The following is a 25544-nucleotide window of genomic DNA, read 5'->3' as shown; positions in this document are numbered from 1 at the left end:
CGGATTAGCCGCTGGTTTTTTTCTTTCTGCCTCCCGCACATTCTCCCTAATGCCGTTTCCAGCTAACGATTGCAAAATTCCTTCGTTCACCTCCCTCTTAAATTGGTTTGTTATGGGTTCAGCACTTTGGTTCTAAGCACGCCAAAGTCATCACCTGTCACCATGACCAATAAGAAAAAGGGTTTAACGATGAAGAACATTCGCCGGATTAACGCGGTGACCCGCGCACTGGCTTTAGGGGCACTTCTCACCAGCACGTTTTCTGCCATCGCCGCCGACGGCACACCGGTTCAGGGCGGCACGCTGATTTATCTTGAACAGCAGGCGCACACCAACCTGTATCCGCCCGCAGGTGGCTTCTACCCGAACGGCGGCATACTCAATCAGATCACCGACAAACTGACTTATCAGAATCCGAAGACGCTGGAGATTGAACCCTGGATTGCTGAATCCTGGTCATTCAACGCAGATAAAACCGAATACACCTTTAAACTGCGTCCGGGCGTGACCTTCTCCGACGGCACGCCGCTCGATGCCAACGCGGTCGCCAAAAACTTTGATACTTACGGTCTGGGCAACAAAGAGCATCACCTGCCGGTCTCCGAAGTCATCAACAATTACGATCACAGCGAAGTGGTTGATCCGCTGACCGTGAAGTTCTATTTCAAAAAATCCTCGCCGGGATTCCTGCAGGGCACGGCAACTATTGGCTCCGGTCTGGTGTCGCTGAGCACGCTGGATCGTAATTTTGATGCGCTGGGCGACGCCACGCACATCATCGGTTCCGGCCCGTTTGTGGTCAGCAAAGAAACGCTGGGGCGTGAAGTCGATCTGGCTGCCCGCAAGGATTACAACTGGGGGCCGAAAAACCTTAAACAGCAGGGTCGCGCTAACCTCGACGGCATCAAAGTGATCGTGACCGGTGAAGACAGCGTGCGTATCGGCGCACTGCTGGCGGGTCAGGCTGATTTCATCCGTCAGGTTCAGGCGTATGACGAGAAACAGGCCAAAGACCAGAACTTCCCGCTTTATGCCGCGCCGACCAAAGGCGTTAACGACAGCATTTCGTTCCGTCCGGACAACGCGCTGGTGTCGGATCTGAAAGTGCGTCAGGCGCTGCTGCACGCCACCAACAGCAAACAGGTGGTCGATACACTGTTCTCACCAAACTATCCGCAGGCCACTTCGGTGATTGCCAAAACCGCAGCCGGTTATGTCGATCTGAGCCACAAACTGACCTACGACCCGACGCTGTCCAAAAAGCTGCTCGATGAGGCGGGCTGGAAACCAGGCCCGGACGGCATCCGCCAGAAAGAAGGCAAAACGCTGTCACTGACTATTTATGAATCGCTGCCACAGCCGCAGAACAAAGAGGTGTTGCAGCTGGTGTCCCAGCAATGGAGCCAGGTCGGCGCGAAGCTGAATATTCTGGCAGGCGACGCGGGCAGCCGCGTAGCGGATAACCTCGATCCGGAGAAAACCCCGGCTAACGTGGTGGAAGTCGGACGCGCCGATCCGGACGTCATCAAAAGCTCCTTCTACCCGACCAACCGCGATGCGCTGCTGCAAAAAGGCGGCCTGAGCAGCAAAGTGAAAAGCTTCCGCGACGACAAACTTAACGATCTGCTGACCGCGATTTCTGCCGAAGTCGATCCGAAAAAACGGCTTGAACTGACCGGCGACGTGCAGAACTACCTGCTCGATCAGGCGTATGTCATTCCGATTTTCGAAGAGCCGCAGGTGTTTGCCGGTGCGCCGTATTTCAAAGGCGTAAGCTTTGAAGCGGTCGGGCGTCCGAGCTTCTACGGCGCCTGGCTGGAAAAGCATTAACTGACGGGGAGTAAATCATGAGCCGATACGTGAGCGGTCGATTCGGGCAGGCTTTGCTGGTGTTGTGGGCGGCGTTTACCGTCTCCTTCATCCTGTTGCAGGTGCTGCCCGGTGACGCGATTCTGATTAAATTCCAGAACCCGGACATGGGATTAAGCCCGGCACAAATCGCCGATATGCGTGCCGCTTACGGCGCGGATGTGCCGGTCTGGCAACAATATCTGCATACGCTGGGCAATTTTCTGCGCGGGGATCTGGGTTACTCGATTCAGGCTGGCGTACCGGTCACCGAATTACTCAGCAGTAACTTTCCGCCGACACTGCGTCTGGCACTGATGGGTTTTGCTCTGGCCGCCGTGGTGGCTTTTGCGCTGGCATTTCTCTCCAGCCTGCTGCATTTCGGCTGGCTGAAAAATGCTTTGCAGGCGGTGCCGTCGCTGTTTATTTCCATCCCGACCTTCTGGCTGGGCATCGCGCTGATTCAGTTTTTCTCGTTCCATCTGCGCTGGATCCCGGTGATTAATCCGGGTGAATGGGTCGGGCTGATTCTGCCGGTTATCACCCTGGCGGTACCGATTTCCGCGCCGCTGGCGCAGATCCTCATCCGCAGTATTGATCAGGTGCAAACCCAGCCGTTTGTCGCCGTCGCCCGCGCCAAAGGTGCCAGCCGCAGCGGCGTGTTGTGGCGTCATGTGGCGCGCAACGCCCTGCTTCCGGCGCTGACCATTGCCGGTTTGCTGTTTGGCGAACTGATTGCCGGAGCGCTGATCACCGAAACCGTCTTCGGTCTTAACGGCCTCGGGCAACTGACCCAGCAGGCAGTGAATAATCAGGATGTCGCCGTGTTGCAGGCGATTGTGGTGATTTCCGCCGCCGCCTTTGTTGGCATCAATTTACTGGTCGATTTGCTGTATCCGCTGCTCGACCCGCGCCTTAAAACCTCTGCCTCTAAACATTCAGGAGGAGCCACCGCATGAGCAGTTTACCGCTTGGCAAAAGTATTCTCTCGTTGCCGGTGACACAGCGCCGCCGCTGGAAACCCGCCCGCCTGCAGCCGGGGTTAATTCTCGCCTGGCTGGTGATGGCGACCGTCATTTTGTGGGCGATTGCCCCCGGCTTATTTACGGATTACAGCGGTACCGAAGGGATTGCCGGGGCGCAGCGTCTGGCGCCGCAGGCCGGACACTGGCTGGGCACGGATCAGCTCGGCCGCGATGTGTACGCGCGCATTGTGTATGGCGCATCGCATTCCCTTTCCGGCGCACTGGTTGCGGTGGCGCTCGGGCTGGTGTTCGGCACCGCGTTAGGGCTGGCGGCGGGTGCCAGCGGCGGTCTGGTGGACGCCATTGTCATGCGCATCAATGACGTATTGCTGTCAATTCCCGGCCTGCTGTTGTCACTGAGCGTGATTATTCTGCTCGGCTTCGGCACGGTTCATGCGGCGATTGCCGTCGGTGTGACGTCGGTTGCCAACTTCGCCAGACTGGCACGTGCTGAAGTGGTGCTGGTACGTCACAGCGATTACGTCGAAGCGGCGTATGGCAGCGGCGGTTCCTTTTTCTCCATTTTGTGGCGACACATTTTGCCCAACTCGCTGACCTCGGTGATTGCCTTTTCTGCACTGCAGTTCGGCAGTGCCATTCTGGCGATTTCCACCCTGAGTTTTCTCGGTTACGGCACACCGCCGCCGACGCCGGAATGGGGATTACTGATTGCCGAAGGCCGTAACTACATTTCCACCGCCTGGTGGCTGACCACCTTCCCCGGCGTGGTGGTGGTTTTAGTGGTGCTTTCCGCCAACCGCATCAGCCAGTCATTACGCAGGAGAACGCGATGAACGCACAGGCCACTTTTACGCATGACGCTCCGCCGGTTCTCGAACTGGAAAACGTGTCGATTGGCTACGACGGCAAACCGGTGGTGCATAACGTATCGTTTTCCATTAACGCCGGGGAGGTGCTGGCGCTGGTCGGCGAATCCGGCTCAGGGAAAACCACCACCGCGCAGGCGATCATTGGTCTGCTGGCAGAGAACGGCCATATCGAACAGGGCGAAATCCGCCTGAACGGCACCGACATCAGCCAGTGGTCGCAGCGCCGTCTTGATGCCCTGCGCGGTGCGCGCATCAGCCTCATTCCGCAGGATCCGACCAGTTCGCTGGATCCGGTGAAAACCATCGGTTCGCAGGTGGCGGAAATTCTTGATATCCATCAGCGCCTGCCGCGTGTACAGCGCGACGCCCGCGTGGTGGAACTGCTGTCACGCGTCGGTCTTTCGCACCCGGAACAGCGGGCGAAACAGTATCCGCACGAGCTTTCCGGCGGCATGAAACAGCGCGTTTTAATCGCCATTGCCATTGCGCTGCAACCGGCGCTGATCATCGCCGATGAGCCGACCAGCGCGCTGGACGTCACGGTGCAAAAACGCATTCTGGATCTGATCGACGAACTGCGCCGCGAATCCGGCACCGCCGTGTTGCTGGTGACGCATGACCTGGCGATTGCTGCCGAACGCGCCGACCGGTTGCTGGTGTTCCGTCACGGCAAAGTGCAGGAACAGGGCATCACACGCGAGGTGCTGGATGCACCGAAAAGTGATTACACCCGCCAGCTTTTCGCCGATGCCCCGGCCCTTTCCGGCCGTCACCGTGCACAACTTCGCGCAGCGGAAGATCCGGTGCTGGTGGTCGAAAACATCACCCATGATTTCACGCTGGGTGGCAAACATCAGGCGGCGTTCCGCGCGGTGGATCACGTGTCATTCAGCATTCCGCGCGGCACCACCCATTCGCTGGTCGGCGAATCCGGCTCCGGCAAAACCACGCTGGCGCGCATTCTGCTCGGTTTTCAGAAACCGGACAGCGGACACGTACTGATCGACGGTGAAGATATCACACGGCTAAAAGGTGAAGCCTTGCGGCAGTTGCGCAAGAAAATCCAGCTGGTATATCAGAACCCGTTCGCCTCGCTGGATCCGTCGCAAACGCTGTTTCGCGTGATCGAAGAACCGCTGCTGAATTTCGAAAAAATCCCGGCTGCCGTGCGCCGTGAACGGGTGCTGGATATCGCCCGCCGCGTGGCGCTGCCGGAAGAATTACTCAGCCGTAAACCTCGCGAACTGTCCGGCGGTCAGCGCCAGCGTGTGGCGATTGCGCGCGCACTGATTTTAGAGCCGAAAGTGCTGATCCTGGATGAAGCCACGTCGGCGCTCGACGTCACCGTGCAGGCGCAAATCCTGACGTTACTTCAGCAGTTACAGGACTCACTCGGCCTGACCTATTTGTTTATCTCGCACGATCTGGCCACCGTCCGGCAAATCTCACACAGCGTCTCGGTGTTAAACCGCGGGCAGCAGGTGGATTCCGGCAATGTGGAAGACGTTTTCGCCCTGCCGTCCAGCGATTACACCCGCCAGCTTATCGATGCTATTCCCGGTCGCCACCGCGCCGCATAAACCAGACCATGAAACAAGAGGGACATTATGAGCAGTAAACGTCTTGGATTTTTCACCCGCCTGCTGGACAACACCAGTGCGCAGGAACGTTACCGGCTGGCGACCGAGCAAATCATTCATGCCGAACAGTTAGGTTTTGATTCCGCGTGGGTCGCGCAGCACCATTTTCATGAAGCCGAGGGCGGCCTGCCTGCGCCACTGGTTTTTCTTGCGCAGGTCGCGGCGCATACCCGCTTTATCCGTCTCGGCACCGGCGTAATCACCCTGCCGATGGAGAACGCATTGCGCGTTGCCGAAGACACCGCCGTGCTGGATTTACTCTCCGGCGGACGGCTTGAGGTTGGTTTAGGCTCGGGCGGTACGCCGTCATCCTTCCCGCCCTTCGGGCTGGAAAGTCAGGATCGCGGTACGGCATTTGGCAACAATCTGCAAACCCTGCTCACCGCCTGGCGTGGCGAACCGCTGGCGGGCACCGATAACCGCTTATATCCGGCGGCGCCGCAACTGGCGAACCGCGTCTGGCAGGCGACTTTCTCGGTGGACGGCGGCGCACGTGCCGGTAAATCCGGCGACGGACTGATGCTCTCGCGCACCCAGCCACGTCCGGCGGACGCGCCGGATTTGCGTCTCGATGAGCTGCAAAACCCGATCATTGATGCCTATCTGGATGCACTGCCGGAAGGCGTAGCGCCGCGTATCATGGGTTCGCGTACCGCATTCGTCACCGAAAATGGCGATGAAGCGCGTGAGCTGGCGCAAAAAGGCTTACGCCGTCAGGCCGAAAATCACCGTGCCAGCGGACAGACGGTGCAAGGCGACACGCTGGATGATTACATCCGCGCCTTCGACGTGCATCTCGGCACGCCAGCGCAGGTGACCGCAACGTTGCAGGCCGATACCGCGCTGGCCCGCGTCACCGATCTGGCGTTTCAGGTGCATTCCATCGATCCGCCGCATCCGTATATTTTACGCTCCATCGAACTGATTGCCCGTCACGTTGCGCCCGCGCTCGGCTGGGTTCGCCGCACGCCGCAACGCAGTGTTTCCACCTCTTCTGCCGATTCCTCATTCTCAAGGGAAGCCCTATGACTACCTATTCGACCGACCTGCTGGAAAAACTGGCCGATATTGCCCCGGATTCCGCATTGAAACAGGCTCGCGATACCCGCGACGCCGCCACCCGTCACGCACAGGGCAGCTATGACGCGCTGTTTACCGAACAGGATGGCGTGGATTTCTCACTGGCTGAGCGCCTGCGGCTGGCGCAAAACGTCGCGCGCTGGCACGGCGATTCGCAACTGACTAACCACTATTCAGAGCGTTTGCAGGATTTGCCGGATATCGACGAAAGCGCGCGCCTCGACGCGGCACTGACCCACGGTGAACGTCTGAGCTTCAAACCCGCCAGCGCGACTCCGGCGCATTTGCAGGCACTGAAAAAAGCCGGCTGGTCGGTGGATGCCATTGTCACGCTGTCGCAACTGATCGCCTTCGTCAGTTTCCAGAGCCGCGTGCTGCGCAGCTACCGTCTGATCGGTGGCAAGCCGGTGGAGAACGGCAGCAATAAGCCGGTCGGTGCCGCGTTCTGGCGCACCGAACCGAACACGCACAGCGGCCGCGATGCACCACAGGCCTTTACCCAGGAAGAACTGGGCTGGGAGCCGTGGATCCCGGCGAAAAAACTGGAAGAATTTGATGAAGCCCAGCAGGCGATACTGGCGAAATTCGGCCATACCGATTCTGACTATTTCCGCCTGTTAGGCCGCAATTTACCGGTACTCGAACAGCGCACGCTGACCGACAAAGGGATTTTCTACACCTCCGGCGGGCTGCCGCGCAAAGAGCGCGAACTGGCGGCGACGGTTGCCAGCAAAATTAACGGCTGTATTTACTGCGCCTCGGTGCATTCACGCAAAGCCAGCCAGCTTTCCAAACAGACGGAAGATGTCCAGCGCCTGATCGACACCCCGCCGGGCGGCATTCTCAGCAAAGAGCAATCCCCGCGCTGGCAAGCCGAAATTGATTTCGCCGCCGCGCTTTCCGCTACCCCCCCGGTCGCCACCGGGCAGCACATTGCGGCGCTGCGCGAGCAGGGTTTAAGTGAGCTGGAGATTGTCGATCTGGCGCAGTCTGCGGCGTTCTTCGCCTGGGCCAACCGTCTGATGTTAACGCTGGGAGAACCGTTTAATGACTGAAGCACAACATCCGCAGCCCCTTCGCCCGCAGCTTGATCACGTGGTGATCAACGTCGCCGAACAACTGGATCAGGCCGGGCAGCAGTTCCGCCGTCTGGGGTTTCATCTCACGCCGCGCGGGCATCATTCGCTGGGATCCAGTAATCATCTGGCGATTTTCGGCGAAAACTATCTGGAACTGCTCGGCTATGAGCCGGGCAACGCTCACACCCGCAAAGACCTGTGGCAGGCGCCGCTCGGCCTGACCGGTCTGGTGTGGAAAACGCAGAATTCATCGGCGGTATACGAACATCTGCAACAGCAAGATATTGCCGGTTCCGCACCGGCGGAGTTCTTCCGCCCCGTCGGGCTCAACGACGGCACTTCACCGAATGCGCGATTCCGCACCGTACCGCTGGCCGCCAGCCGCGTACCGAATGGCCGCAGTTTCTTTTGTCATCATCTGACGCCGGAACTGGTGTGGCGCAACGAATGGCAACACCACCCGAACGGTGTTGCCGATATCACCGGTTTCGTGATTTCTGCGGCAAATCCGCAGGAAGCCGCGCAGGTATACGGCGAGTTGTTTGGTGTCAGTGCGCTGGAGTTCAAACCGCAGGAAGTCGTGCTGCGCGCAGGCCGCGCCACCGTCCGGTTTATCACACCGGAGCAAGCCACCGCTGAATTCGGCATTGTGCCGGAAGGCGAGAACGGCAGCGCCCGCATGGTCGGACTGGAATTCGCCACGCGGTCGCTGGAGGCAGTACGGAATAGTTTGCTGGTGGGGGAAATACCTTTCAGGGATGACGTTAACCGTGTGTCTGTCCGGGCAGCGGACGGGCTTGGGGTGGCGCTTGGATTCAGCGAGGAATGATCTGCTTTTCTCCTCCCCCTGCGAAGGGGGAGGCCGGGAGGGGGTTTTAAGTATTAACGCAAATGCCTGTCCGGTAACTTAACCCGCTGATTTGTCTTTAATACCCCACCCCAACCCTCCCCTTCGCAGGGGAGGGAGTCGATCGAGTTTCCGCTGAAGACTTTAGATCTTTTCGCTCTTAGTTATCACTTTTATTTTGTTGCTTAAATTCCCTGATATGTTAAAACTCTGCTACTGCGAGTCTTAGACGGCTAAACGTCTAAATCCCCAACCGTCTATTTAATAAGGCCCAACGCCCAGTGACTTCCTCCCTCCTTGAGATGCGTAATATCTCGATTTCATTTGCCGGTTTTCCTGCCCTGCGCCAGGTGGATTTCACGCTGGAAGGCGGATCCGTCCATGCATTAGTCGGCGCAAACGGCGCAGGGAAATCGACGCTGATGGCGGTGCTTTCCGGCACGCATGACCATTACACCGGGCAGATCACTATCGACGGCGAAGCGGTAAATATCCGCCTGCCGCATCATGCCCGCGAGCACGGTATTCATCTGGTGCAGCAGGAAGTGGACGTCGCGCTGGTGCCGACGCTGAACGTTGCGGAAAACATCATGCTCGACCGCCTTTCCGAACCGGGCCATCTGCATAACTGGCCGCAGCTTTATCGCCAGGCGCAACTGCTGACTGAGCAGCTCGGCCTGAACATCAGCCTGCGGGCGCGGATCGAAAGCTGCACGCTGGCCGAGAAACAACTGATTTTGCTGGCGCGGGCGTTATCGCATAAATGCCGTTTTCTGATCCTTGATGAACCGACCGCCCCGCTGGATCAGGCAGAAAGTGCGCGCCTGTTCGCGCTGGTACGCAAGCTGAAAGCCGCAGGAATGGCGATCGTATTTATCTCGCACCGCATTCATGAACTGCGCGATATCTGCGACCGTATGACGGTGCTGCGTGACGGGCGTCTGGTCAGCGATGACAGCATGGACGGTCTGAGCAATGAACACATCATCGAGAAAATGATCGGCCATCAGCTCGACGATATTTATCCACCGCGCCGCCCGCCGCACAGCGGTGAAACTCTGCTAAGCATTCACGGGATGCATGACAAAGACAAACTGCGGGATATCTCGCTACGTCTGCATCGTGGCGAAATTCTTGGCATCGCCGGGCTGGCGGGAGCCGGAAAAACGGAACTGTGCAAAGCGTTGTTTGGTGCAACGCCGAGTCAGGTAGAAAGCGGTGAGCTGAATGGCAAACCGTGGAAGCCGAAGGAGCCGCACCTTTCTGTCGAACAGGGGCTGGCATTAGTACCGGAAGAACGGCGCAAGGAAGGGATTTTCATTGACGAAAATATCCCGATGAACCTGAGTGTGACCGCTGATGACACCTTTTCGCGCTGGAGTATTTTCAAAACGCGCCAGTCGCTGTCATGGGCAAAAGACATTATCAGCCGCTTAGGCATTCGCGCTTCCGGGCCGATGCAGAAGCTGGCCCGGCTTTCCGGCGGCAACCAGCAAAAGGTCGCCATCGGGAAATGGCTGCGCAGTGAGAGTCAGGTGTTGATCTTCGACGAACCGACCAAAGGCGTGGACATCAAGGCCAAAACGGACGTGTTCAGGCTGATCGACGGCCTGGCGCAACAGGGAAAAGGCATTATTTATGCTTCCGGTGAGTTCGCCGAACTGGTCGGTTTATGCGACCGCATTCTGGTGTTATGGGACGGCCGTATCGTCGCCGAACTGAACGCCGCAGACGTCGACGAAGAAACCTTATTAGTCTATTCAACCGGAGGAATACCCGCGTGAACAAAGCCGTGGTGAGTAAAGAAAACGTGCCCGATGCCCGCCAGCCGTGGCGTCATCAGCTGTTCGAATTTTTATATAAATGGGGCATGTTGCTGACCGTGGTGTTGCTGATCGCCGCTTTTGGGCTGGCGTCAGATAACTTCCTCGAACCGTCGAACATCATCAATATCTTGCGTTCGATTGCCATCGTGACGGTGATTGCCATCGGCGTGTCGATTTCCCTGGCGGTCGGCGGCTTCGATTTATCGGTCGGCTCCACGGCATCGCTTGCCAATGCGCTGGTGATTTCGATGTTCGTCTGGCACGGTTTCGGCACGACCGAAGCGATACTTATCACGCTGGCGTTGTGTACGCTGGTCGGCCTGTTCAACGCCTTTCTGATCGTCATCCTGAAAATTCCTGACATGCTGGCAACGCTCGCCAGTCTGTTTGTGATTCAGGGCGCAGCGATGACTTACAGCTACGGCGGTTCCATCACTGAAAACATGTTATTGCCGAGCGGCGACATGGCCGAAGGCACGGTACCCGCGGTGTTCAGCCTGCTCGGTCAGGTGCCGGTGATTGTGATCGTGATGGCCGTCGTGACCATTGCGGTGCAACTGTTTATGTCGCTGACCAAGCATGGCCGCCGCATGTACGCCATCGGCGGAAATCCGCTGGCCGCACGTCTGGCGGGGATCCGTACCGCGCGCTACCGCGTGATTGCTTATGTGATGTCATCTGTTCTGGCCGGTGCAGGCGGGATTTTGCTGGCGTCACGCATCGGTTCTTCGCAGGTGAATGCCGGTGGCGGCTATCTGATGGACGCCGTTGCCGCCGCTTATATCGGTTTCTCGCTGGCAGGTTCCGGTAAGCCTAATGCGCTCGGCACACTGCTTGGCGCGGTGATTTTAGGCGTGCTGTCGAACGGCCTGGTGATGTTGTCGGTGCCGTATTATGCGATGGATATCATCAAAGGGTTAGTGCTGGCGGTGGCGTTAGCGCTGACATATATCCAGAAGAGATAGCGGAGGCCGCTGCTATATTTCGGCCTCTTTAAGGTCAACACCGTGGGCTCGCCGCCCACACTGGCCCAAAGGGTTTTAAACGAAACCCTTTGGAATCCTGCGTTTTTTTAACTGCGCGCTTCGCTCGCTGACTATGTTTCAGCAACCACAGCGACCGGCTGGAAATCTTGCCGCTGCGCGGTCCCTTCTCTCGGTCCTGGAGCCTCGGGTCTCCAGGCCGCTCCGTTCAGCAAGATTTCTGAATCGCCCGCAAGATCTTAAACTCAAAGGCAGGAGTTTTTAGATTTCAACATCAGTCAGGTTGTGAATTAAGAGCCTGAGGCCGGTTCCAAAATACCGCCGGACGAGAGGTGGAAAACCGCGCATGTTTTTGCGCGGGTTGTAACCCGATGGGAGGGAACCGCGCAGCGGCGGGATTTTGCGGCTATCACTGCGGCTGATGAAACATAGTCAGCGAGCGGAGCGCGCAGTGAAAGAGCCCGGGGGGTCTTGGGGGGCGGCGGCGATAAGCCGTCCCCCAAGTCGGTGTGGGCCGACGCCCACGACCTTGAATTTGAATTTGAAGTTGAAGTTAAAACCGCCCCTGATTCGGTCAAAATCAGATCACACCAGCACCTTATACATCACACTCGTCGACTCCAGCATTCCCCCCGTCGACATCGCATAATGCGGAATCGTCCCGCTCAGGGTGAAACCCTGATTTTCATACAATGTCTGTGCCGGACTGCCGGTGACGGTATCCAGCACCAGCAAGCTTTTACCCTCTTCCCGTGCCAGCGCTTCAACCGCCGTCATCAGTTTACGCGCGATACCCTTGCGGCGGCCATCGGGGTGAACCATCAGTTTAACCACGTCACCGCGGTGCGCGCCGTTGGCGGGCTGATCGACCACCAGTTGCACCGTGCCGACGATTTTTCCTGCCATGCGCGCCACCAGCAGGCGTTTTTCGCCACGCTCAAAAGCCGGTAATAGCTTTTGCCAGAACGCCTGCGCCTGCACAAAACCGAAAGGCAAAATAAAACCGATGCTGGCACCCAACGCCACGGACTGCATCAGGGTTTCGGCCAGCGCATCCAGATCGATTTGCGACAATACGCCGCCCTGCACTTCACTGATCACCACTTCATTGCTGTTTTGCATCATGTTAAACCTTACTCAGTCAGACATTTAAGGACGTGAAATGACGATGGCGTAGCGGGCATCTGCCGGGCCGGGTACGTAGAAAGAAGTCCTGCCGTGAAGATGAAAACGCAGGCAGTCGCCCGGTTCCAGCCGGTAGCTGCGGCCATCGAGCACAAATTCCAGTACGCCTTCAAGCATCCAGATATGCTGTTCGAGTCCCTCTACCGGCGGTGCGTCGTAAGTAATGCTGGCGCCAGCTTTCAGCACACCTGAAATCAACTCAGCACGAAAACCCGGTGCCGGTGCGGAAACGGAACGACGCTCGAAGCCGGTTTCCCGGTCATGCCACACCGGTTGTTGCGATGCGCGGATAAGCTCCGGAGGGTTATCTTCCAGCGCCATCAGCAAACGGGAAGTGGTCAGCCCGTAAGCTGCACTCAGTTTGCCCAGCAACGAGGCCGTCGGGCTGGTCTCTGCCCGCTCCACGCGTGAAAGTGTCGCGCGGCTGATGCCGGTCATCTGCGCCAGTTGTTCAAGTGACCAGCCCTGGCTGACGCGTAATTCTGCCAGCCGTTCCGCCAGACGGAGATCGTGATTGTCCTGCCCTTCTCCCATTTTCTTACCCTGCCGTAAAATCTCAATACAGGGAAAATATCTCTTATATGAGAATGTCGCAAGTTAAAAAAGTGTAACCAAAAGGATTTTCCAAGTTGTACAAAAATAATAAAGTTGTACAACTTTACGATGTGGCGCTAGAGTTAGCTTATAAGTGGTATGAATATTTGGATGGAAATATGTCTCTGTACAGCATCGGTGAAGTCGCCCGAATTTGTGGTATCAACCCGGTCACGCTGCGTGCCTGGCAGCGGCGTTATGGCCTGCTGAAGCCACAGCGCACAGAGGGTGGCCATCGTCTGTTTAATGATGATGATCTCGACACCATCCGCACCATTCTGGGCTGGATCAATCGCGGTATTCCGGTTGGTCAGGTGAAATCTTTGCTGGAAGGTAAAGTGGACGTGCTACCCGGTGGCTGGTCGCAGTCAGAACATCAGCTGCTGACCGCCTTACAGGATGGCCGCCCGCAAAAAGTTCGTCAGTTGATGCTGGAGTTCGGTCGTGAATATCCGGCGGTAACATTTGTGAATAACGTGCTTCGCCCCCTGCGTGAGCGCCTGAGTTCCGGCGATTCACGGCTGCTGATGCTGCGCAGCCAGCTTGACGGTCTGATCATTGAACACGCGGTGATGTGCATGAACGCCGCCCGTAAACGTCCCGGACCGGCTGCCACGCTGATCGGCTGGGGGAATACAGACAGCACCGAGTTGTGGCTTGAGGCCATTGTGCGGTGCGAAGAAGGTTTGCAGGTCGAAATATTGCCAGTTCCTCTCAGCGAGCCGTATCTGGAAAACCTGAGCGGCTCGCAAATTCTGTTGTGGTCCGAAGGCAAGCTGACGCAGGTTCAGCGCCAGCGGCTGCAGAACTGGATGGAGCAGGGTTTGTCGATCATCCTGCTGGGCAGCTCAGCTATCCTGCTCGGCGCAGAAGAAACAGACGCTAAGGAAGATGAGTTCAGCGCCTCCCCCGATGACGATGATCATCGCGCCAGTCTTCGTATTGAGCCTGTTCGCCGGGAGGGAAAAAATGATGCTTAAACATGCTTCTGAACACGCAACCCCGGCCGATGTTCTGGCACGGCTGTGCGAATTTTACCGTCACCTTGATATCAGCCGCCTGCCGCAGCTTTCCCTTATTTATCATCCGAATGTGGTGTTTATCGATCCGGTTTCACATTACGACGGCGTGGATGCGCTGGAACACTATTTTGCGCAGCTGCTTGAGAAAACGAATTACTGCCGCTTTGAGATCCAGCCTCCACTTATTCAGGGTGATGAAGTGTCGCTGTTCTGGCGGATGGAATTCTCACACCCCGCGTTGAAAAAAGGGCAGGCAATGTTTCTTGATGGCACAAGCCATCTGCGCCTGAATGAAAACCTTATTATCTATCAGCGCGATTATTACGATCTCGGTGCCATGTTGTACGAGCACATTCCGGTGCTCGGCGGTGTCGTGCGCGCCGTCAAAGGCAGGTTGAAATAATGGGGCGCGTACTGATTACCGGTGCCAGTTCTGGCATTGGCAAACAACTGGCACTGGATTATGCCAGCGGAGGCTGGGAGGTCATTGCCTGCGGGCGAGATGGCGCAAAGCTGACGGCCGTCGCCGCAACCAGCCCGCTGATAATCCCGCTGTGTTTTGATATCACCGATTTACAGGCTACCCGTGAAGCATTGCAGGGCAGGCAGGCCGATTTAGTGATTCTTTGCGCGGGCACCTGCGAATATCTCGACAACGGCGTCGTCGATGCCGAAAAAGTCATGCGGGTGATGAACACCAATTTTTCCGGCCCGGTCAATTGCCTCGACGCCCTGCTCCCCGGCTTAGCGCCCGGCAGCCGGATAGCGCTGGTGGGTTCCGTCGCCTGGCTGCTGCCGTTTTCACGCAGTGAAGCCTATGGGGCATCCAAAGCCGCGCTGGCCTTTTTTGCCCGCTCTCTGGCGGTTGATCTGGCGAAACGTCAGATTCACATTTCGCTGATTCAGCCGGGTTTTGTCGAAACACCACTGACATCGCGCAATGACTTCCCGATGCCGATGATGGTGAGCGTCGCCCAGGCGTCGAAGCACATCCGTAAAAAACTGGCGCGCGGTGCGAGTGAAATCGCCTTCCCTCCGCTTTTTGCCCGTTTACTCAAGGTGCTCTCCTTGCTGCCCGTCAGTTTGCAACAATGGTTATGCCGGAAAATGGTGAAATAAAATGACAACAAAAGTGGCGATTGTAGGCAGCGGAATTTCAGGGCTGAGCTGTGCCTGGCTGCTGGCAAAAAGTCAGCCCGGCTGTGAGATTACCGTCTTTGAAGCGTCTGAAACCTTAGGCGGACATACTGCCACGCAGGATGTGATTTCCGACGGAAAAGAATACGCCATCGATACCGGTTTTATTGTCTATAACTCCCGGACATACCCGCATTTTATTGCCCTGCTCAAAGAACTGGGCATTGAAGGACAGCCGACGGAAATGAGTTTTTCCGTACGCAATCCGGTTAATAAACTCGAATACAACGGCCACTCGCTGAACAGCCTGTTTGCCCAGCGCCGCAACCTGCTCAAACCGCAATTCTGGCGCTTTATTCTCGAGATCCTGCGGTTTAACAAACTGTGCAAGGCACGCCTGCTGAATCCGCACAATGACGAAGATACGCTGGCTGACTTGCTCGATCAAAACGGTTTCACCCCGTTTTTCGCCCTGCATTATGTGCTGCCGATGGGGGCGGCCATCTGGTCTTCTTCGCTGAGCGATATGGCGAATTTCCCCCTGTCGATGTTCCTGCGCTTTTTCGATAATCACGGATTGCTGGACGTCAGCAACCGCCCGCAATGGATGGTGGTCCCCGGCGGTTCACGGGAATATATCCGCCGGATGCAGGAAAAACTGCCGGTCAGCGTCAGGCTGCTGACCAGCGCACCGGTGAGTAAAGTCGTCCGCACACCCTGCGGTGTAACGCTGCATTCCCCGCATGGCGAAGCGCATTTTGATCAGATTATTTTCGCCTGCCATTCCGATCAGGCGCTGACCATTCTGGGCGACAACGCCACTGCTGATGAGCACAGCATTCTCACTGCCCTGCCTTATCAGAGCAACGACGTCATTTTGCATACCGATACCCACCTGCTGCCTCGCGAAAAACGCGCCTGGGCGAGCTGGAATTATCAGTTGCCGAATGCGCTGAATCTGGCGGACCACGCGGATATACGCGACAGCAATCCTTCGCACCGCCGCCGCGCCAGCGTGACCTATAACATGAATATTTTGCAGGGGCTGAATACGCCGCAGACATTTTGCGTGTCACTCAATCCGCTGACGCCGATTGATGAAAACAAAGTCCTGTTCCGCACCACGTATATGCACCCGGTTCTCAATCTGGCCAGCCGCCACGCACAGCAGGAACGCCACCGGATCAACGGCCACAACCGCACCTGGTTCTGCGGTGCGTACTGGTACAACGGCTTTCACGAAGACGGTGTCAACAGTGCGCGTGACGTGGTGGAACAACTCAATCTGCAACTTTTCAGTGCGCAGCAACAGAATGAGCAGGAAAAACGGGAGGCGTCATGAACAGCCAGTTGTATGTCGGCACGGTGCGCCATCGGCGGTTTACGCCGGTTGAACACCGATTCGACTACGATATTTTCATGCCGCTGATTGACCTTGATGAACTGGACCAGTTACCTGCACAAGGTATCCAGCTCGACCGGTTTTCCGCCGCCAGTTTTCGCCGCAAAGATTATCTCGGCGGCGGTGATATCAAAACCAAAGCGCAGGCGAGAATTGAAGCGCTGACCGGCGAACGCCCGGACGGGCGGGTGATGTTGTTATGTCAGTTGTGTTATTTCGGCTGTTATTTCAATCCGGTGAATTTTTACTATCTTTATGATCAGCATGATGTTTTGCGCTGGATGCTGGCCGAGGTGCGCAATACCCCCTGGAACGAACGTCACACCTACGCCGTTTTGCCTGACGGTTCACAACCGGTGCCGAAAGCCTTTCATGTGTCGCCCTTTAATCCGATGGACATGGTCTATCACTGGCGGCTGACACCCCCTGGAAAGCAGTTACACATCACTATCGAAAATCACCGTAAAGAACGGGAATTCGATGCCGCCCTTTCACTGACAGCCCGTCCGCTGACCCGCGCGGCGTTGCGTCAGCAATTGTGGCGGCTGCCTGTCATGACCGCTAAAACCGCACTGACTATCTACTGGCAGGCACTGAAACTGTGGCTGAAACGGGCACCCATTTATTCTCATCCTCCCGTTGATAAGGACTGACCATGAGCCAACCTGAAATGCAACTCGCCCGTGAAGGGACGAATAACAGGCGCAGCAAAGCGGCGCGCGCGCTCATCCTTAGCGTCCTGAAGCAGCTCAAAGGCGCGGGCCTGACACTGCGTGAACCCGGTGAGCAGGCGATATTTTTTGGCGATCCGGCGGCCATCTTGCAGGGTGAAATTGACATTCTGCATCAGCGCGCTTACCGGCGTGTCTTACTGGGCGGCAGCGTCGCAGCGGGTGAGAGTTTTATTGATGGCGACTGGACCACGCCTAATCTGACCGTCGTGCTGCAACTGCTGGCCGAGAACCTGAAGCTGGTCGATAAAATCGAGGCACGCCTCAGCTGGCTCAGCACACCGGCCAAAAAAGTCATTCATTTTTTCCGCCGCAACAGTCCGTCGCAGGCGCGTAAAAATATCTCGGCGCACTACGATCTGGGCAACGATTTTTATCAGGGTTTTCTGGATGAGAAGATGCTGTATTCCTCCGCCTGGTATCAGGAGCCGCAGATGACGCTGGAACAGGCGCAGGAAGCCAAAATGCGCCGCCTGTGTGAACAGCTGCAATTAAAAGCGGGCGATCATCTGCTGGAAATCGGCACCGGCTGGGGCGCGATGGCCGAATTTGCCGCGCGCGAATACGGCTGTCAGGTCACCACCACCACCATTTCCCGCGAGCAATATCGCTTTGCCTGTGAGCGGATTGAAAAAGCCGGGCTCAGTGACCGCGTGACGGTGCTGTTCGAAGACTATCGTTCGCTGCAGGGGCAGTTCGACAAACTGGTGTCGATAGAGATGATCGAAGCAGTCGGCAAACGCTATCTCTCCACCTTTTTCAAACGCTGCAATGCGCTGCTCAAACCGCACGGGCGTATGGCAATTCAGGCAATCACCATCGCCGACCAGCGTTATGCCGCCTACAGCCGTAACGTCGATTTTATTCAGTGCTACGTTTTTCCCGGCGGTTTTCTGCCCTCAATTACCGCCATGAATGACACCATGACCCGTTGCACCAGTCTGGTGGTGCGTGACCTGTTCGATATCGGTTCCGATTACGCCCGCACCCTTCATGAATGGCGCGAGCGGGTACAGCGCTACTGGAATGCACAGACTGACGGCGTGCAGGACGAATATTTCCGCCGTCTGTGGCTGTTTTATCTGTGCTACTGCGAGGCAGGTTTTCGTGCACGCACCATCAGCACCGTGCAGTTGGTCGCCGAGCGACGCGGATGAAAGCCTTGCGCTTCTGGCTGCTGACACTGGGTTTTGATGCCTGGTGGACGCTGGCCGTCTGGGGGCGCGGACGGTTTATCCTCTTCCTGCTTTTGAGCAGTTTTCTGATGCTGGCGTTTACACCATCAAAACGCCGGTTGTGGGTCGCCACTGCCTGTACGCTGGGCATCATGATGGACTCGCTGTGGTGCATTTTGGGTCTGTTTGAATTTAGCGATTCTTCCGCCGTACCGCCGTGGATGATGGCGTTATGGCTGGGCTTCAGCGCCTGGTGGCTGTGGTTACTCGGCTATTTACGGCTGACATGGTACTGGCTGATGCCCGTCGGCGCGGTCAGCGGCCCGCTGGCCTATTACCTCGGCATGCAGCTCGGTGCCATGCAACTTCTCGCCGCACCGGTTTATGTCTGGCTTCTGCTGGCGGCGGGCTGGGCGATATTCTTACCGCTGATCAGCCTGCCGGTGCTGCTCAGCCATGACACAGAGCGGAAAACCTGATGATGCGCGCATTTCTGGCCGTACTTTCGCTGATGATTTCTTTTTCTGCCTTTGCCGCCACGCCGTGGAACCAATGGCAACAGGTCGGGCGTGCCACGCTGAGCTGGGGGCCTTTTGAGGTTTATCATTCGCAACTGCTGACGCCCGACGGTAAGTATCAGGCCGGAAAATGGCCGCAGGCGCTGAAGATTGAGTATCTGCGCAGCATTGATCATCAGGAGCTGACCAAAGCGACAGAAGAGCAATGGCAGGCACTGGGATTACTGGCACAGGCACAGAAAAATGGCTGGCTGGAGGCGGTACAAAACACCTGGCCGGATGTCAGCAACGGCAGCGAAATCATGTTTGTCGCCACTGAAAATGGCGGCCAGTTTTACAGCCAGCCCGCAAACAGCGTGCTGAGCACACCGGTCGGTCAGCCTTTCAGCCCGGCATTCCGCGATGCCTTTCTGGCGATCTGGCTCTCGCCCGCCACGCAATATCCTGATTTACGCAGCAAGCTGACCGGCGCATCCGCGTCAGATTAATGGCATCTTATGGAGGTTTTATGACTGTTCTGCGCAAGATTTTTGTCACGCTGATCGTCGGCGGAATGCTGTTACTCACCGGCTGTAAAGCCAATATTCAGGATTACGCACAAGCGCAACCGAAGCTGGATATTTTCACCTGGTTTGCCGGTGACAGCGTGGCCTACGGCATGGTGCAGGATTACAGCAACAAACAGACCCGGCGCTTCACCGTGAAAATCCGCGGTGACGTGGCGGGCGATACGCTGACGTTGCATGAAGACTTTGTGTATGACGACGGTGAGAAACAGACCCGCGTCTGGCGGATCCGCAAACTGGCGGACGGCAGCTATACCGGCACGGCGGGCGACATTATCGGCACCGCCACCGGGCAATCCGCAGGCAATGCCTTTAACTGGAAATACGTGATGGACGTAAAATCAGGCGGCAGCACCTACCGGCTGACGTTCGATGACTGGATTTATCAGCAGGACGAACAGCACCTGTTTAACGTCACCGCGCTGAAAAAATTCGGCGTGGAAGTGGCGCGGGTGACGATTTTCTTTGAGAAAAAATAGGCTTAACCCGGTCTGATCCCTCCCCTGCGAAGGGGAGGGATTTTAAACTTTCACTTCTTTAATCACCGTCTTCTTACGCCCGAACACCAATTTCCCCAGCGTCACCAGCAGCACCGCGCAGAGGATCACGCCCAACGCTACCCATTCGACCGGAGACAAGGATTCACCGGCGAAGCCGATGCCGAGCAACACCGCCACAATCGGGTTCACATAGGCATAACTGGTGGCCACGGCGGGACGCACAGTTTTCAGCAGAAACATATAGGCGCTGATGGCAATCATCGAGCCAAATACCACCAGATAACCGAGCGCCAGAAAGCCGCTCAGCGAAGGCGTCGCGGTCATGTGTTCCCCGGTGACACGACTTGCCACCAGCAACACCACACCGGCGATAATCATTTCCGCCGCACCCGCCATCAGGCCTGTTGGCAGCGGCAAGCGAGAACTCCACACCGAACCGAATGCCCAGCTTAGTGAGGCGAGCAGGATCAGCGCCGCGCCCCACGGGTTCCCTTCCAGATTACTGCCAGTATTAAGCAGAACAATCCCGAACAGGCCGATGGCGACACCGGTCCATTCCAGGCGACTGTTGGGCATTCCCCACAGGCGGCTGAAACACAGGGTAAACAGCGGCACGGTGGCGACCATTACGGCGGCAATGCCCGACGGCACCTGCATATGTTCCGCCACCGTCACCAGCCCGTTACCGACAGAGAGCAGCAAAATACCTACGGCACCGGCGGCCATCCACTGCTTCAACGTCGGGACTTTATGCCCGCGCAGCAATAAAAACGTGAACAAAATACATCCGGCGACGAAGAAACGCAGCCCGGCCATCATCAGCGGCGGCCAGCTTTCCACGCCCACGCGGATCACGAAATAGGTCGAACCCCAGATAAAATACAGCGCAAACAGTGCAGCAATTAATGGCAGCAGGGAACGGGTGGCGGAACCAGTCATAGGAATAACTTATTAGCGTGATAATGAAGGCAAACAGTTAACGCTATTGCCCTGATTTCCGGCAAGGGAATCCGTGCGATCGCCTCAAAATGTTGCTAAAAAGTTTCTGTATATGACAAAAAATGCGCTGACATCACCGTTAAAAGTAATCACAGCATGAATAGTCTGTTGCAGGGGTGAGGAAACGATTTATAATTCGCCGTTCAAAATCCTGAGGTACTGCACATGAATTCGCTAGGCAAAAAATTATTTATCGCGCTGTTTGGTCTGATGGCGATTGGCGCAATTGGTGGCGTGATGGTTGCCGGTTATGCGGTGGTGATTCAGGACGACGCGAAACCGGTCAGCGATAACGACGCCCCTTCCGTGGTGCCTGCGCCGCCGTCTGCGTCAACGAACTGATTCGTCCACTGACCGCTGCTGCCAGCGTTGTAACCCGTGGCTCCAGCGTTCAAACAGCATATCTACGCAAATCGCCAGCAACGCGACAATTACCGCACCCTGCAATACATAGGCGGTATTAAAACCGCTCAGGCCGATAATAATCGGCGAGCCGAGGCTTAACGTGCCGACCGACGAGGCAATCGCCGCCGTCCCGATATTGATAATCACTGACGTGCGGATGCCGGAAATAATCACCGGCGCGGCCAGCGGAATTTCCACTTTCCGCAGCATCTGCCAGCGGCTCATCCCCACGCCCTGCGCAATCTCCCGCGCCGACGCCGGTACCGATTCAATCCCGGCAATCGTCCCCTGCAGGATCGGCAGCAACCCGTAAAGCACCAGCGCAATAATCGCCGGTTTTTCACTGAATCCCATCACCGGCACCGCGACTGCCAGTACCGCAACCGGCGGAAACGTCTGCCCCATCGCCACCAGCGTTTCCACCAGTGAACGGAATTCTTTGCCCGCCGGACGTGTTACGCCCACCCCCGCCGCTACGCCGATAATCACCGCAATCAGGCTGGAAATGCCGACCAGCAACAGATGGGCTTCCACCAGCGCGGCAAAGCTTTCCTGCTGATACACCGGCCTGCTGAGTTCAGGGAACATCCAGTGGAACAGCCCGCCGAGCGAGGTCATACCGAAAATCAGCGCCAGCAATAAAGCGAATAACCAAATCAGAGGATCTGCAAATACCCGTTTCATGCGCTGCCCTCCGGTGCGGTCAGATCCGCAAAATGCAGCACGCCGAGCGGTTGCCCTTGTTCATCCACCACCGGTAACTGCTGAGCCTGCTGCGCGACAAATTTTGACAGCGCCTGACTGAGGCTCATGGTATCGGTCAGCGGTAACTGGTTGCCGGAATACGGCTCGCCGCGCCGCATCAGCGAACCCACGTCGCGCAGCGACAACAAGCGGATCCCTATCTCGCTGCCACCGAAGAAATCACGCACAAACGGCGTCGCCGGTCGGGTCAGCAATTCCAGCGGCGTCCCCTGCTGCACCACTTGTCCGTCATTGAGCAGTACGATGCGGTCGGCCAGCGCCAGCGCTTCGTCGATGTCATGCGTCACCAGTACAATGGTGCGGTGAGTGATTTTATGGATGCGCGCCACTTCTTCCTGTAACGTCGCGCGGGTCACCGGATCGAGCGCGCCGAAAGGTTCATCCATCAGCAATACTTCCGGGTCAGAAGCCAGCGCCCGTGCCACACCGACGCGCTGCTGTTGTCCGCCGGAAAGCTGATGCGGATAACGATGACGGAACTGTTTCGGATCGAGATTGAGGAGTTCGAGCAGTTCAGTCACGCGGTCACGGATTTTCGCCTTCGGCCATTTCAGTAATTGCGGCACGGTGGCGATATTCTCCTCCACCGTCCAGTGTGGGAACAGGCCAATGGACTGGATCGCATAACCCATCCGGCGGCGCAGATCCTGCGCACGGAATTTTTCTATGGGTTCACCGGCAAATAAAATCTCCCCGCGATCGTGCTCCACCAGCCGGTTGATCATTTTGAGCGTGGTGGATTTCCCTGAACCAGAGGTGCCGATCAGCACCGTGAATTCGCCTTTGGCCATTTCCAGCGTGAGATCGCGCACGACCGCTTTTCCGGCAAAGTGTTTGCTAACCTGCTTGAAATGAATCATCTGCGTGTGGTTTCCAGAATTGAGACTGCAAATTTAAAGACGCTGTCGACAACAACGGCCATCAGCACCGCCGGGATCACCCCAAGCAAGACCAGATCCAGCGCACTGCTGAGCAGACCCTGGAACATGATGGCGCCCAGTCCGCCCGCGCCAATCAGCGCCGCAACCATCGCCATACCGACCGTTTGCACCGCTACAATGCGCACGCCTGTCAGGATAACCGGCAAGGCAATCGGCATCTGCACGCGGAAAAACACCTGCGCACGGTTCATGCCCATGCCGCGGGCAGATTCGATCACCGATTCCGGCACCGACTCCAGCCCGGCAATCACCCCGCGCACCAGCGGCAACAGCGAATACAGCACCAGCGCGATAATCGCCGGTGCCAGCCCGATGCCACTGATGCCGTGTTCAGCCAGCCACGGCAGCGCTTTTGCCAGCCCCGCCAGCGGTGCGAGCAGCAGGCCAAACAACGCAATCGACGGCACGGTCTGAATAATATTCAGCACCGACAACACCGGCCCGCGCCAGCGGGGTTTACGGTGACACAGCAACCCGACCGGCAGACCGATCAGCACCGCAGGCACCAGCGTGCCAAACAAAATGCCAAGATGCTGCCACAGCGCATCGTTGAACACGTCGGAACGGTTGTCGTATTCCTTGAGCAGCGAAAGTTCAGCAAGCTGACCGTACGCCAGCAGCAAAACCACCGGCACGATCATCTGCACGTTGAGCAAAATACGCAGGCTGTGATTACGGGTAAAACGGGAAATGGCGTCGGAGGCGATCAGCAGACAAAGCGCCGCACCTGCCCAGAAACCCCCGCCGAGTGAGGTGCGCGCGATACTGTCTTCATCGCCCCCCGCAAGTTGCACCGCGCTGTGACCGGCCAGCCAGACCAGCACGGCCAGCAGGATTTCCGCCAGCAGCATCACCAGCAAATGATGGCGGCCATAAAGGGTCAGAAAGGCGCAGGCCAGCAGCAAAACGGCAGGCAACAGGAGTAACGCAGAATAGCCATGCAGCAGGCTCGCCAGTGAAATGCCTTTACCGGATACCAGCCGGTTGGGCGCATGGCTGACAAAAGCCAGCCCGAAACCGGCCAGCAACAGCAGCAAAACCAGCGTCAGCAGGACGCGGTTTTTAACGGGTGAGTGATAAGTCAAAACATTACCTGATATCAGAGAGCACGATCCGAAGATCGTGCTCAGGGCGGTCACTGCCCGGTTATTTTTTAACGAAACCTTTTTCCTGCAAGTACTTCGCCGCCACCTTCTTCGCATCCTGACCATCAACCGCGATTTTCGCGTTCAGCCCCTGCAGCGTTTTGGTATCGAGCGAAGCAAACACCGGTTTGAGCAATTCAGGAATGTTCGGATGCGCTTTCAGTGCGGCCTCGCGGATGACAGGCGCAGGCGCGTAAATCGGCTGTACGCCTTTCGGATCTTCCAGCGTTTGCAGGCCGAGCGCCGCTACCGGGCCGTCAGTGCCGTAAGCCATTGCCGCATTGACGCCGGAAGTCTGCTCAGCGGCCGCTTTGATAGTCACCGCCGTATCACCGCCCGCCAGAGACAACAGTTGCGCCTGATTAAGCTTGAAGCCATAGGCATTCTCAAACGCCGGTAAGGCATCCGGACGCTCGATAAACTCGGCTGACGCCGCCAGTTTGAAATCGCCGCCGCTGCTGATGTATTTGCCCAAATCACCCAGCGATTTCAGGTTGTGCGCACTCGCGACGTCCTGACGTACCGCGATAGTCCAGGTGTTATTGGCCGGAGACGGATCCAGCCAGACAACTTTGTTCTGGTCGTAATCCAGCTTTTTGACTTTATCGAAACCGGCCTGCGCATTTTTCCACGCCGGGTCTTTATCGTCGGAGAAGAAGAACGCGCCGTTGCCGGTGTATTCCGGATAGATATCGATTTCACCGGCGGTGATTGCGCCACGCACCACTTTCGTCGTTCCCAGCTGCAATTTATTGGTAGTGTGAATACCGTTGGCTTCCAGCACCTGAATAATAATGTTACCGAGCAGCGACCCTTCGGTATCAATTTTTGAGCCGACACGCACGGCATCATCAGCGGCCTGTGCGCTGAAACTTACCACGGAAGCCAGCGCCAGTGCTGCCACTGAAAATCCCCGTACTCGCCCAGTTGTTACAGTCATGTTCTATCCTCTTATCGGGTTATGTTGGTTTTTGTCGCCCGGCGACTGCTCTGTCTTTCGGCTTTCATCTGAATAAACAAGCTGCTAACAAGAATAGTCCAATTTCGCGCAGGGAAACGGAGAGTGAGCCATAAAAGCAGGCGGCGGAAGCGGAGTAAAATGCATAAATGTTCGAAGCTTATCCGCTAAATCACTGAGACAAGACAGGCTGTTTCTCCCGAAGAAGATGTTCACCGCTGCCTTTTAGATCACTTTGTTTTAACTTATAGCCATTTGTTTTCACGCAACGTCTAATCAGGACTTGTGACCGGCATCACCTCGCCTCTATGCTGGTTTTTTTGTCAAAAAGCGTAAACACAAC

25 protein-coding genes and 1 pseudogene are annotated in these 25544 nt (G+C 56.9%); 19 read left to right on the top strand and 7 right to left on the bottom strand.

Going from position 1 to position 25544, the window contains the following annotated elements; genetic code table 11:
* Positions 1-189 precede the first annotated feature (189 nt).
* The 9 genes from EX31_RS24055 to EX31_RS24015 all read left to right on the top strand — a co-directional run bounded on the left by EX31_RS24055 (position 190) and on the right by EX31_RS24015 (position 11140).
* The gene (locus tag EX31_RS24055) at positions 190-1830 is read left to right on the top strand and encodes a TIGR04028 family ABC transporter substrate-binding protein (protein WP_037037231.1); all 1641 of its coding nucleotides are present in this window, start codon (positions 190-192) and stop codon (positions 1828-1830) included.
* 17 nt (positions 1831-1847) lie between these two features.
* A complete protein-coding gene (locus EX31_RS24050) occupies positions 1848-2807 on the top strand; it encodes an ABC transporter permease (protein WP_013576315.1) in 960 nt (319 codons plus the stop codon).
* Entirely contained in the window at positions 2804-3667 is an 864-nt protein-coding gene (locus EX31_RS24045; protein WP_037037228.1) for an ABC transporter permease, read from the top strand. Before EX31_RS24050 ends, EX31_RS24045 begins: the two co-directional genes overlap by 4 nt.
* The gene (locus tag EX31_RS24040; protein WP_037037225.1) at positions 3664-5283 is read left to right on the top strand and encodes a dipeptide ABC transporter ATP-binding protein; all 1620 of its coding nucleotides are present in this window, start codon (positions 3664-3666) and stop codon (positions 5281-5283) included. Before EX31_RS24045 ends, EX31_RS24040 begins: the two co-directional genes overlap by 4 nt.
* Positions 5284-5310: 27 nt before the next feature.
* On the top strand, positions 5311-6372 hold the full coding sequence (locus EX31_RS24035) for a putative FMN-dependent luciferase-like monooxygenase (RefSeq protein WP_037037224.1): 1062 nt from the start codon (positions 5311-5313) through the stop codon (positions 6370-6372).
* The gene (locus EX31_RS24030; RefSeq protein WP_037037223.1) at positions 6369-7478 is read left to right on the top strand and encodes an alkylhydroperoxidase domain protein; all 1110 of its coding nucleotides are present in this window, start codon (positions 6369-6371) and stop codon (positions 7476-7478) included. Before EX31_RS24035 ends, EX31_RS24030 begins: the two co-directional genes overlap by 4 nt.
* Positions 7471-8331, top strand: coding sequence for a VOC family protein (locus EX31_RS24025; RefSeq protein ID WP_037037221.1), 861 nt, complete (start codon positions 7471-7473; stop codon positions 8329-8331). The genes EX31_RS24030 and EX31_RS24025 overlap by 8 nt, the downstream gene beginning before the upstream one ends.
* Positions 8332-8651: 320 nt before the next feature.
* A complete protein-coding gene (locus tag EX31_RS24020) occupies positions 8652-10133 on the top strand; it encodes a sugar ABC transporter ATP-binding protein (protein WP_156106996.1) in 1482 nt (493 codons plus the stop codon).
* An 11-nt stretch (positions 10134-10144) separates the two neighbouring features.
* A complete protein-coding gene (locus EX31_RS24015; protein WP_015690214.1) occupies positions 10145-11140 on the top strand; it encodes an ABC transporter permease in 996 nt (331 codons plus the stop codon).
* A 603-nt stretch (positions 11141-11743) separates the two neighbouring features.
* Here EX31_RS24015 and EX31_RS24010 read toward each other — a convergent pair.
* Positions 11744-12280, bottom strand: a complete 537-nt coding sequence (locus EX31_RS24010) for a GNAT family N-acetyltransferase (protein WP_015690215.1) — start codon at positions 12278-12280, stop codon at positions 11744-11746.
* Positions 12281-12307: 27 nt separating this feature from the next.
* Positions 12308-12877 carry a helix-turn-helix domain-containing protein gene (locus EX31_RS24005; protein WP_013576324.1) on the bottom strand — a complete coding sequence of 190 codons (570 nt, stop codon included), beginning with the start codon at positions 12875-12877 and terminating at the stop codon, positions 12308-12310.
* A 179-nt stretch (positions 12878-13056) separates the two neighbouring features.
* Here EX31_RS24005 and EX31_RS24000 point away from each other — a divergent pair, with 179 nt between their 5' ends.
* The 9 genes from EX31_RS24000 to EX31_RS23960 are packed head-to-tail and all read left to right on the top strand — an operon-like array spanning position 13057 to position 19967.
* The gene (locus EX31_RS24000; protein ID WP_037037218.1) at positions 13057-13917 is read left to right on the top strand and encodes a MerR family transcriptional regulator; all 861 of its coding nucleotides are present in this window, start codon (positions 13057-13059) and stop codon (positions 13915-13917) included.
* Positions 13907-14362: a nuclear transport factor 2 family protein gene (locus tag EX31_RS23995; RefSeq protein ID WP_231576108.1), complete on the top strand. Its 456-nt coding sequence runs from the start codon at positions 13907-13909 to the stop codon at positions 14360-14362. The genes EX31_RS24000 and EX31_RS23995 overlap by 11 nt, the downstream gene beginning before the upstream one ends.
* Positions 14362-15078, top strand: a complete 717-nt coding sequence (locus EX31_RS23990) for an SDR family NAD(P)-dependent oxidoreductase (protein ID WP_013576327.1) — start codon at positions 14362-14364, stop codon at positions 15076-15078. The genes EX31_RS23995 and EX31_RS23990 overlap by 1 nt, the downstream gene beginning before the upstream one ends.
* 1 nt (position 15079) lies before the next feature.
* Positions 15080-16438: an NAD(P)/FAD-dependent oxidoreductase gene (locus EX31_RS23985; protein WP_037037215.1), complete on the top strand. Its 1359-nt coding sequence runs from the start codon at positions 15080-15082 to the stop codon at positions 16436-16438.
* Positions 16435-17151, top strand: coding sequence for a DUF1365 domain-containing protein (locus EX31_RS23980; RefSeq protein WP_037037214.1), 717 nt, complete (start codon positions 16435-16437; stop codon positions 17149-17151). The genes EX31_RS23985 and EX31_RS23980 overlap by 4 nt, the downstream gene beginning before the upstream one ends.
* A 2-nt stretch (positions 17152-17153) precedes the next feature.
* The gene (locus EX31_RS23975) at positions 17154-18386 is read left to right on the top strand and encodes an SAM-dependent methyltransferase (protein ID WP_037037211.1); all 1233 of its coding nucleotides are present in this window, start codon (positions 17154-17156) and stop codon (positions 18384-18386) included.
* A complete protein-coding gene (locus EX31_RS23970) occupies positions 18383-18883 on the top strand; it encodes a DUF2878 domain-containing protein (RefSeq protein WP_037037208.1) in 501 nt (166 codons plus the stop codon). Before EX31_RS23975 ends, EX31_RS23970 begins: the two co-directional genes overlap by 4 nt.
* On the top strand, positions 18883-19410 hold the full coding sequence (locus EX31_RS23965; RefSeq protein WP_037037204.1) for a hypothetical protein: 528 nt from the start codon (positions 18883-18885) through the stop codon (positions 19408-19410). Before EX31_RS23970 ends, EX31_RS23965 begins: the two co-directional genes overlap by 1 nt.
* A gap of 20 nt (positions 19411-19430) precedes the next feature.
* Complete coding sequence (locus EX31_RS23960; RefSeq protein ID WP_037037201.1) at positions 19431-19967, top strand: DUF3833 domain-containing protein; 537 nt, start codon at positions 19431-19433, stop codon at positions 19965-19967.
* 42 nt (positions 19968-20009) lie between these two features.
* Here EX31_RS23960 and yedA read toward each other — a convergent pair whose 3' ends face one another.
* Positions 20010-20927, bottom strand: coding sequence for a drug/metabolite exporter YedA (yedA, locus tag EX31_RS23955; RefSeq protein WP_013576334.1), 918 nt, complete (start codon positions 20925-20927; stop codon positions 20010-20012).
* Between the two features lie 225 nt (positions 20928-21152).
* On the opposite strand from yedA, the pseudogene EX31_RS26610 reads away from it, so the two are divergent.
* Positions 21153-21254 (top strand): annotated as a pseudogene (locus EX31_RS26610) (hypothetical protein); the annotation flags it as partial.
* 63 nt (positions 21255-21317) lie between these two features.
* Here EX31_RS26610 and EX31_RS23950 read toward each other — a convergent pair.
* The 4 genes from EX31_RS23950 to EX31_RS23935 all read right to left on the bottom strand — a co-directional run bounded on the left by EX31_RS23950 (position 21318) and on the right by EX31_RS23935 (position 25183).
* Positions 21318-22076, bottom strand: coding sequence for an ABC transporter permease (locus EX31_RS23950; protein WP_037037199.1), 759 nt, complete (start codon positions 22074-22076; stop codon positions 21318-21320).
* Entirely contained in the window at positions 22073-23017 is a 945-nt protein-coding gene (locus EX31_RS23945) for an ABC transporter ATP-binding protein (protein WP_037037196.1), read from the bottom strand. Before EX31_RS23945 ends, EX31_RS23950 begins: the two co-directional genes overlap by 4 nt.
* A complete protein-coding gene (locus EX31_RS23940) occupies positions 23014-24183 on the bottom strand; it encodes an ABC transporter permease (RefSeq protein ID WP_037037194.1) in 1170 nt (389 codons plus the stop codon). Before EX31_RS23940 ends, EX31_RS23945 begins: the two co-directional genes overlap by 4 nt.
* 61 nt (positions 24184-24244) lie before the next feature.
* The gene (locus EX31_RS23935) at positions 24245-25183 is read right to left on the bottom strand and encodes a glycine betaine ABC transporter substrate-binding protein OsmF (RefSeq protein WP_037037192.1); all 939 of its coding nucleotides are present in this window, start codon (positions 25181-25183) and stop codon (positions 24245-24247) included.
* Positions 25184-25544: the final 361 nt, after the last annotated feature.

This window comes from Rahnella sp. WP5, assembly GCF_000745615.1.
Classification (GTDB): domain Bacteria; phylum Pseudomonadota; class Gammaproteobacteria; order Enterobacterales; family Enterobacteriaceae; genus Rahnella; species Rahnella aceris.
The sequence above is the reverse complement of the archived record's forward strand: the minus strand, read 5'-3'. Positions and strand labels throughout refer to the sequence as shown.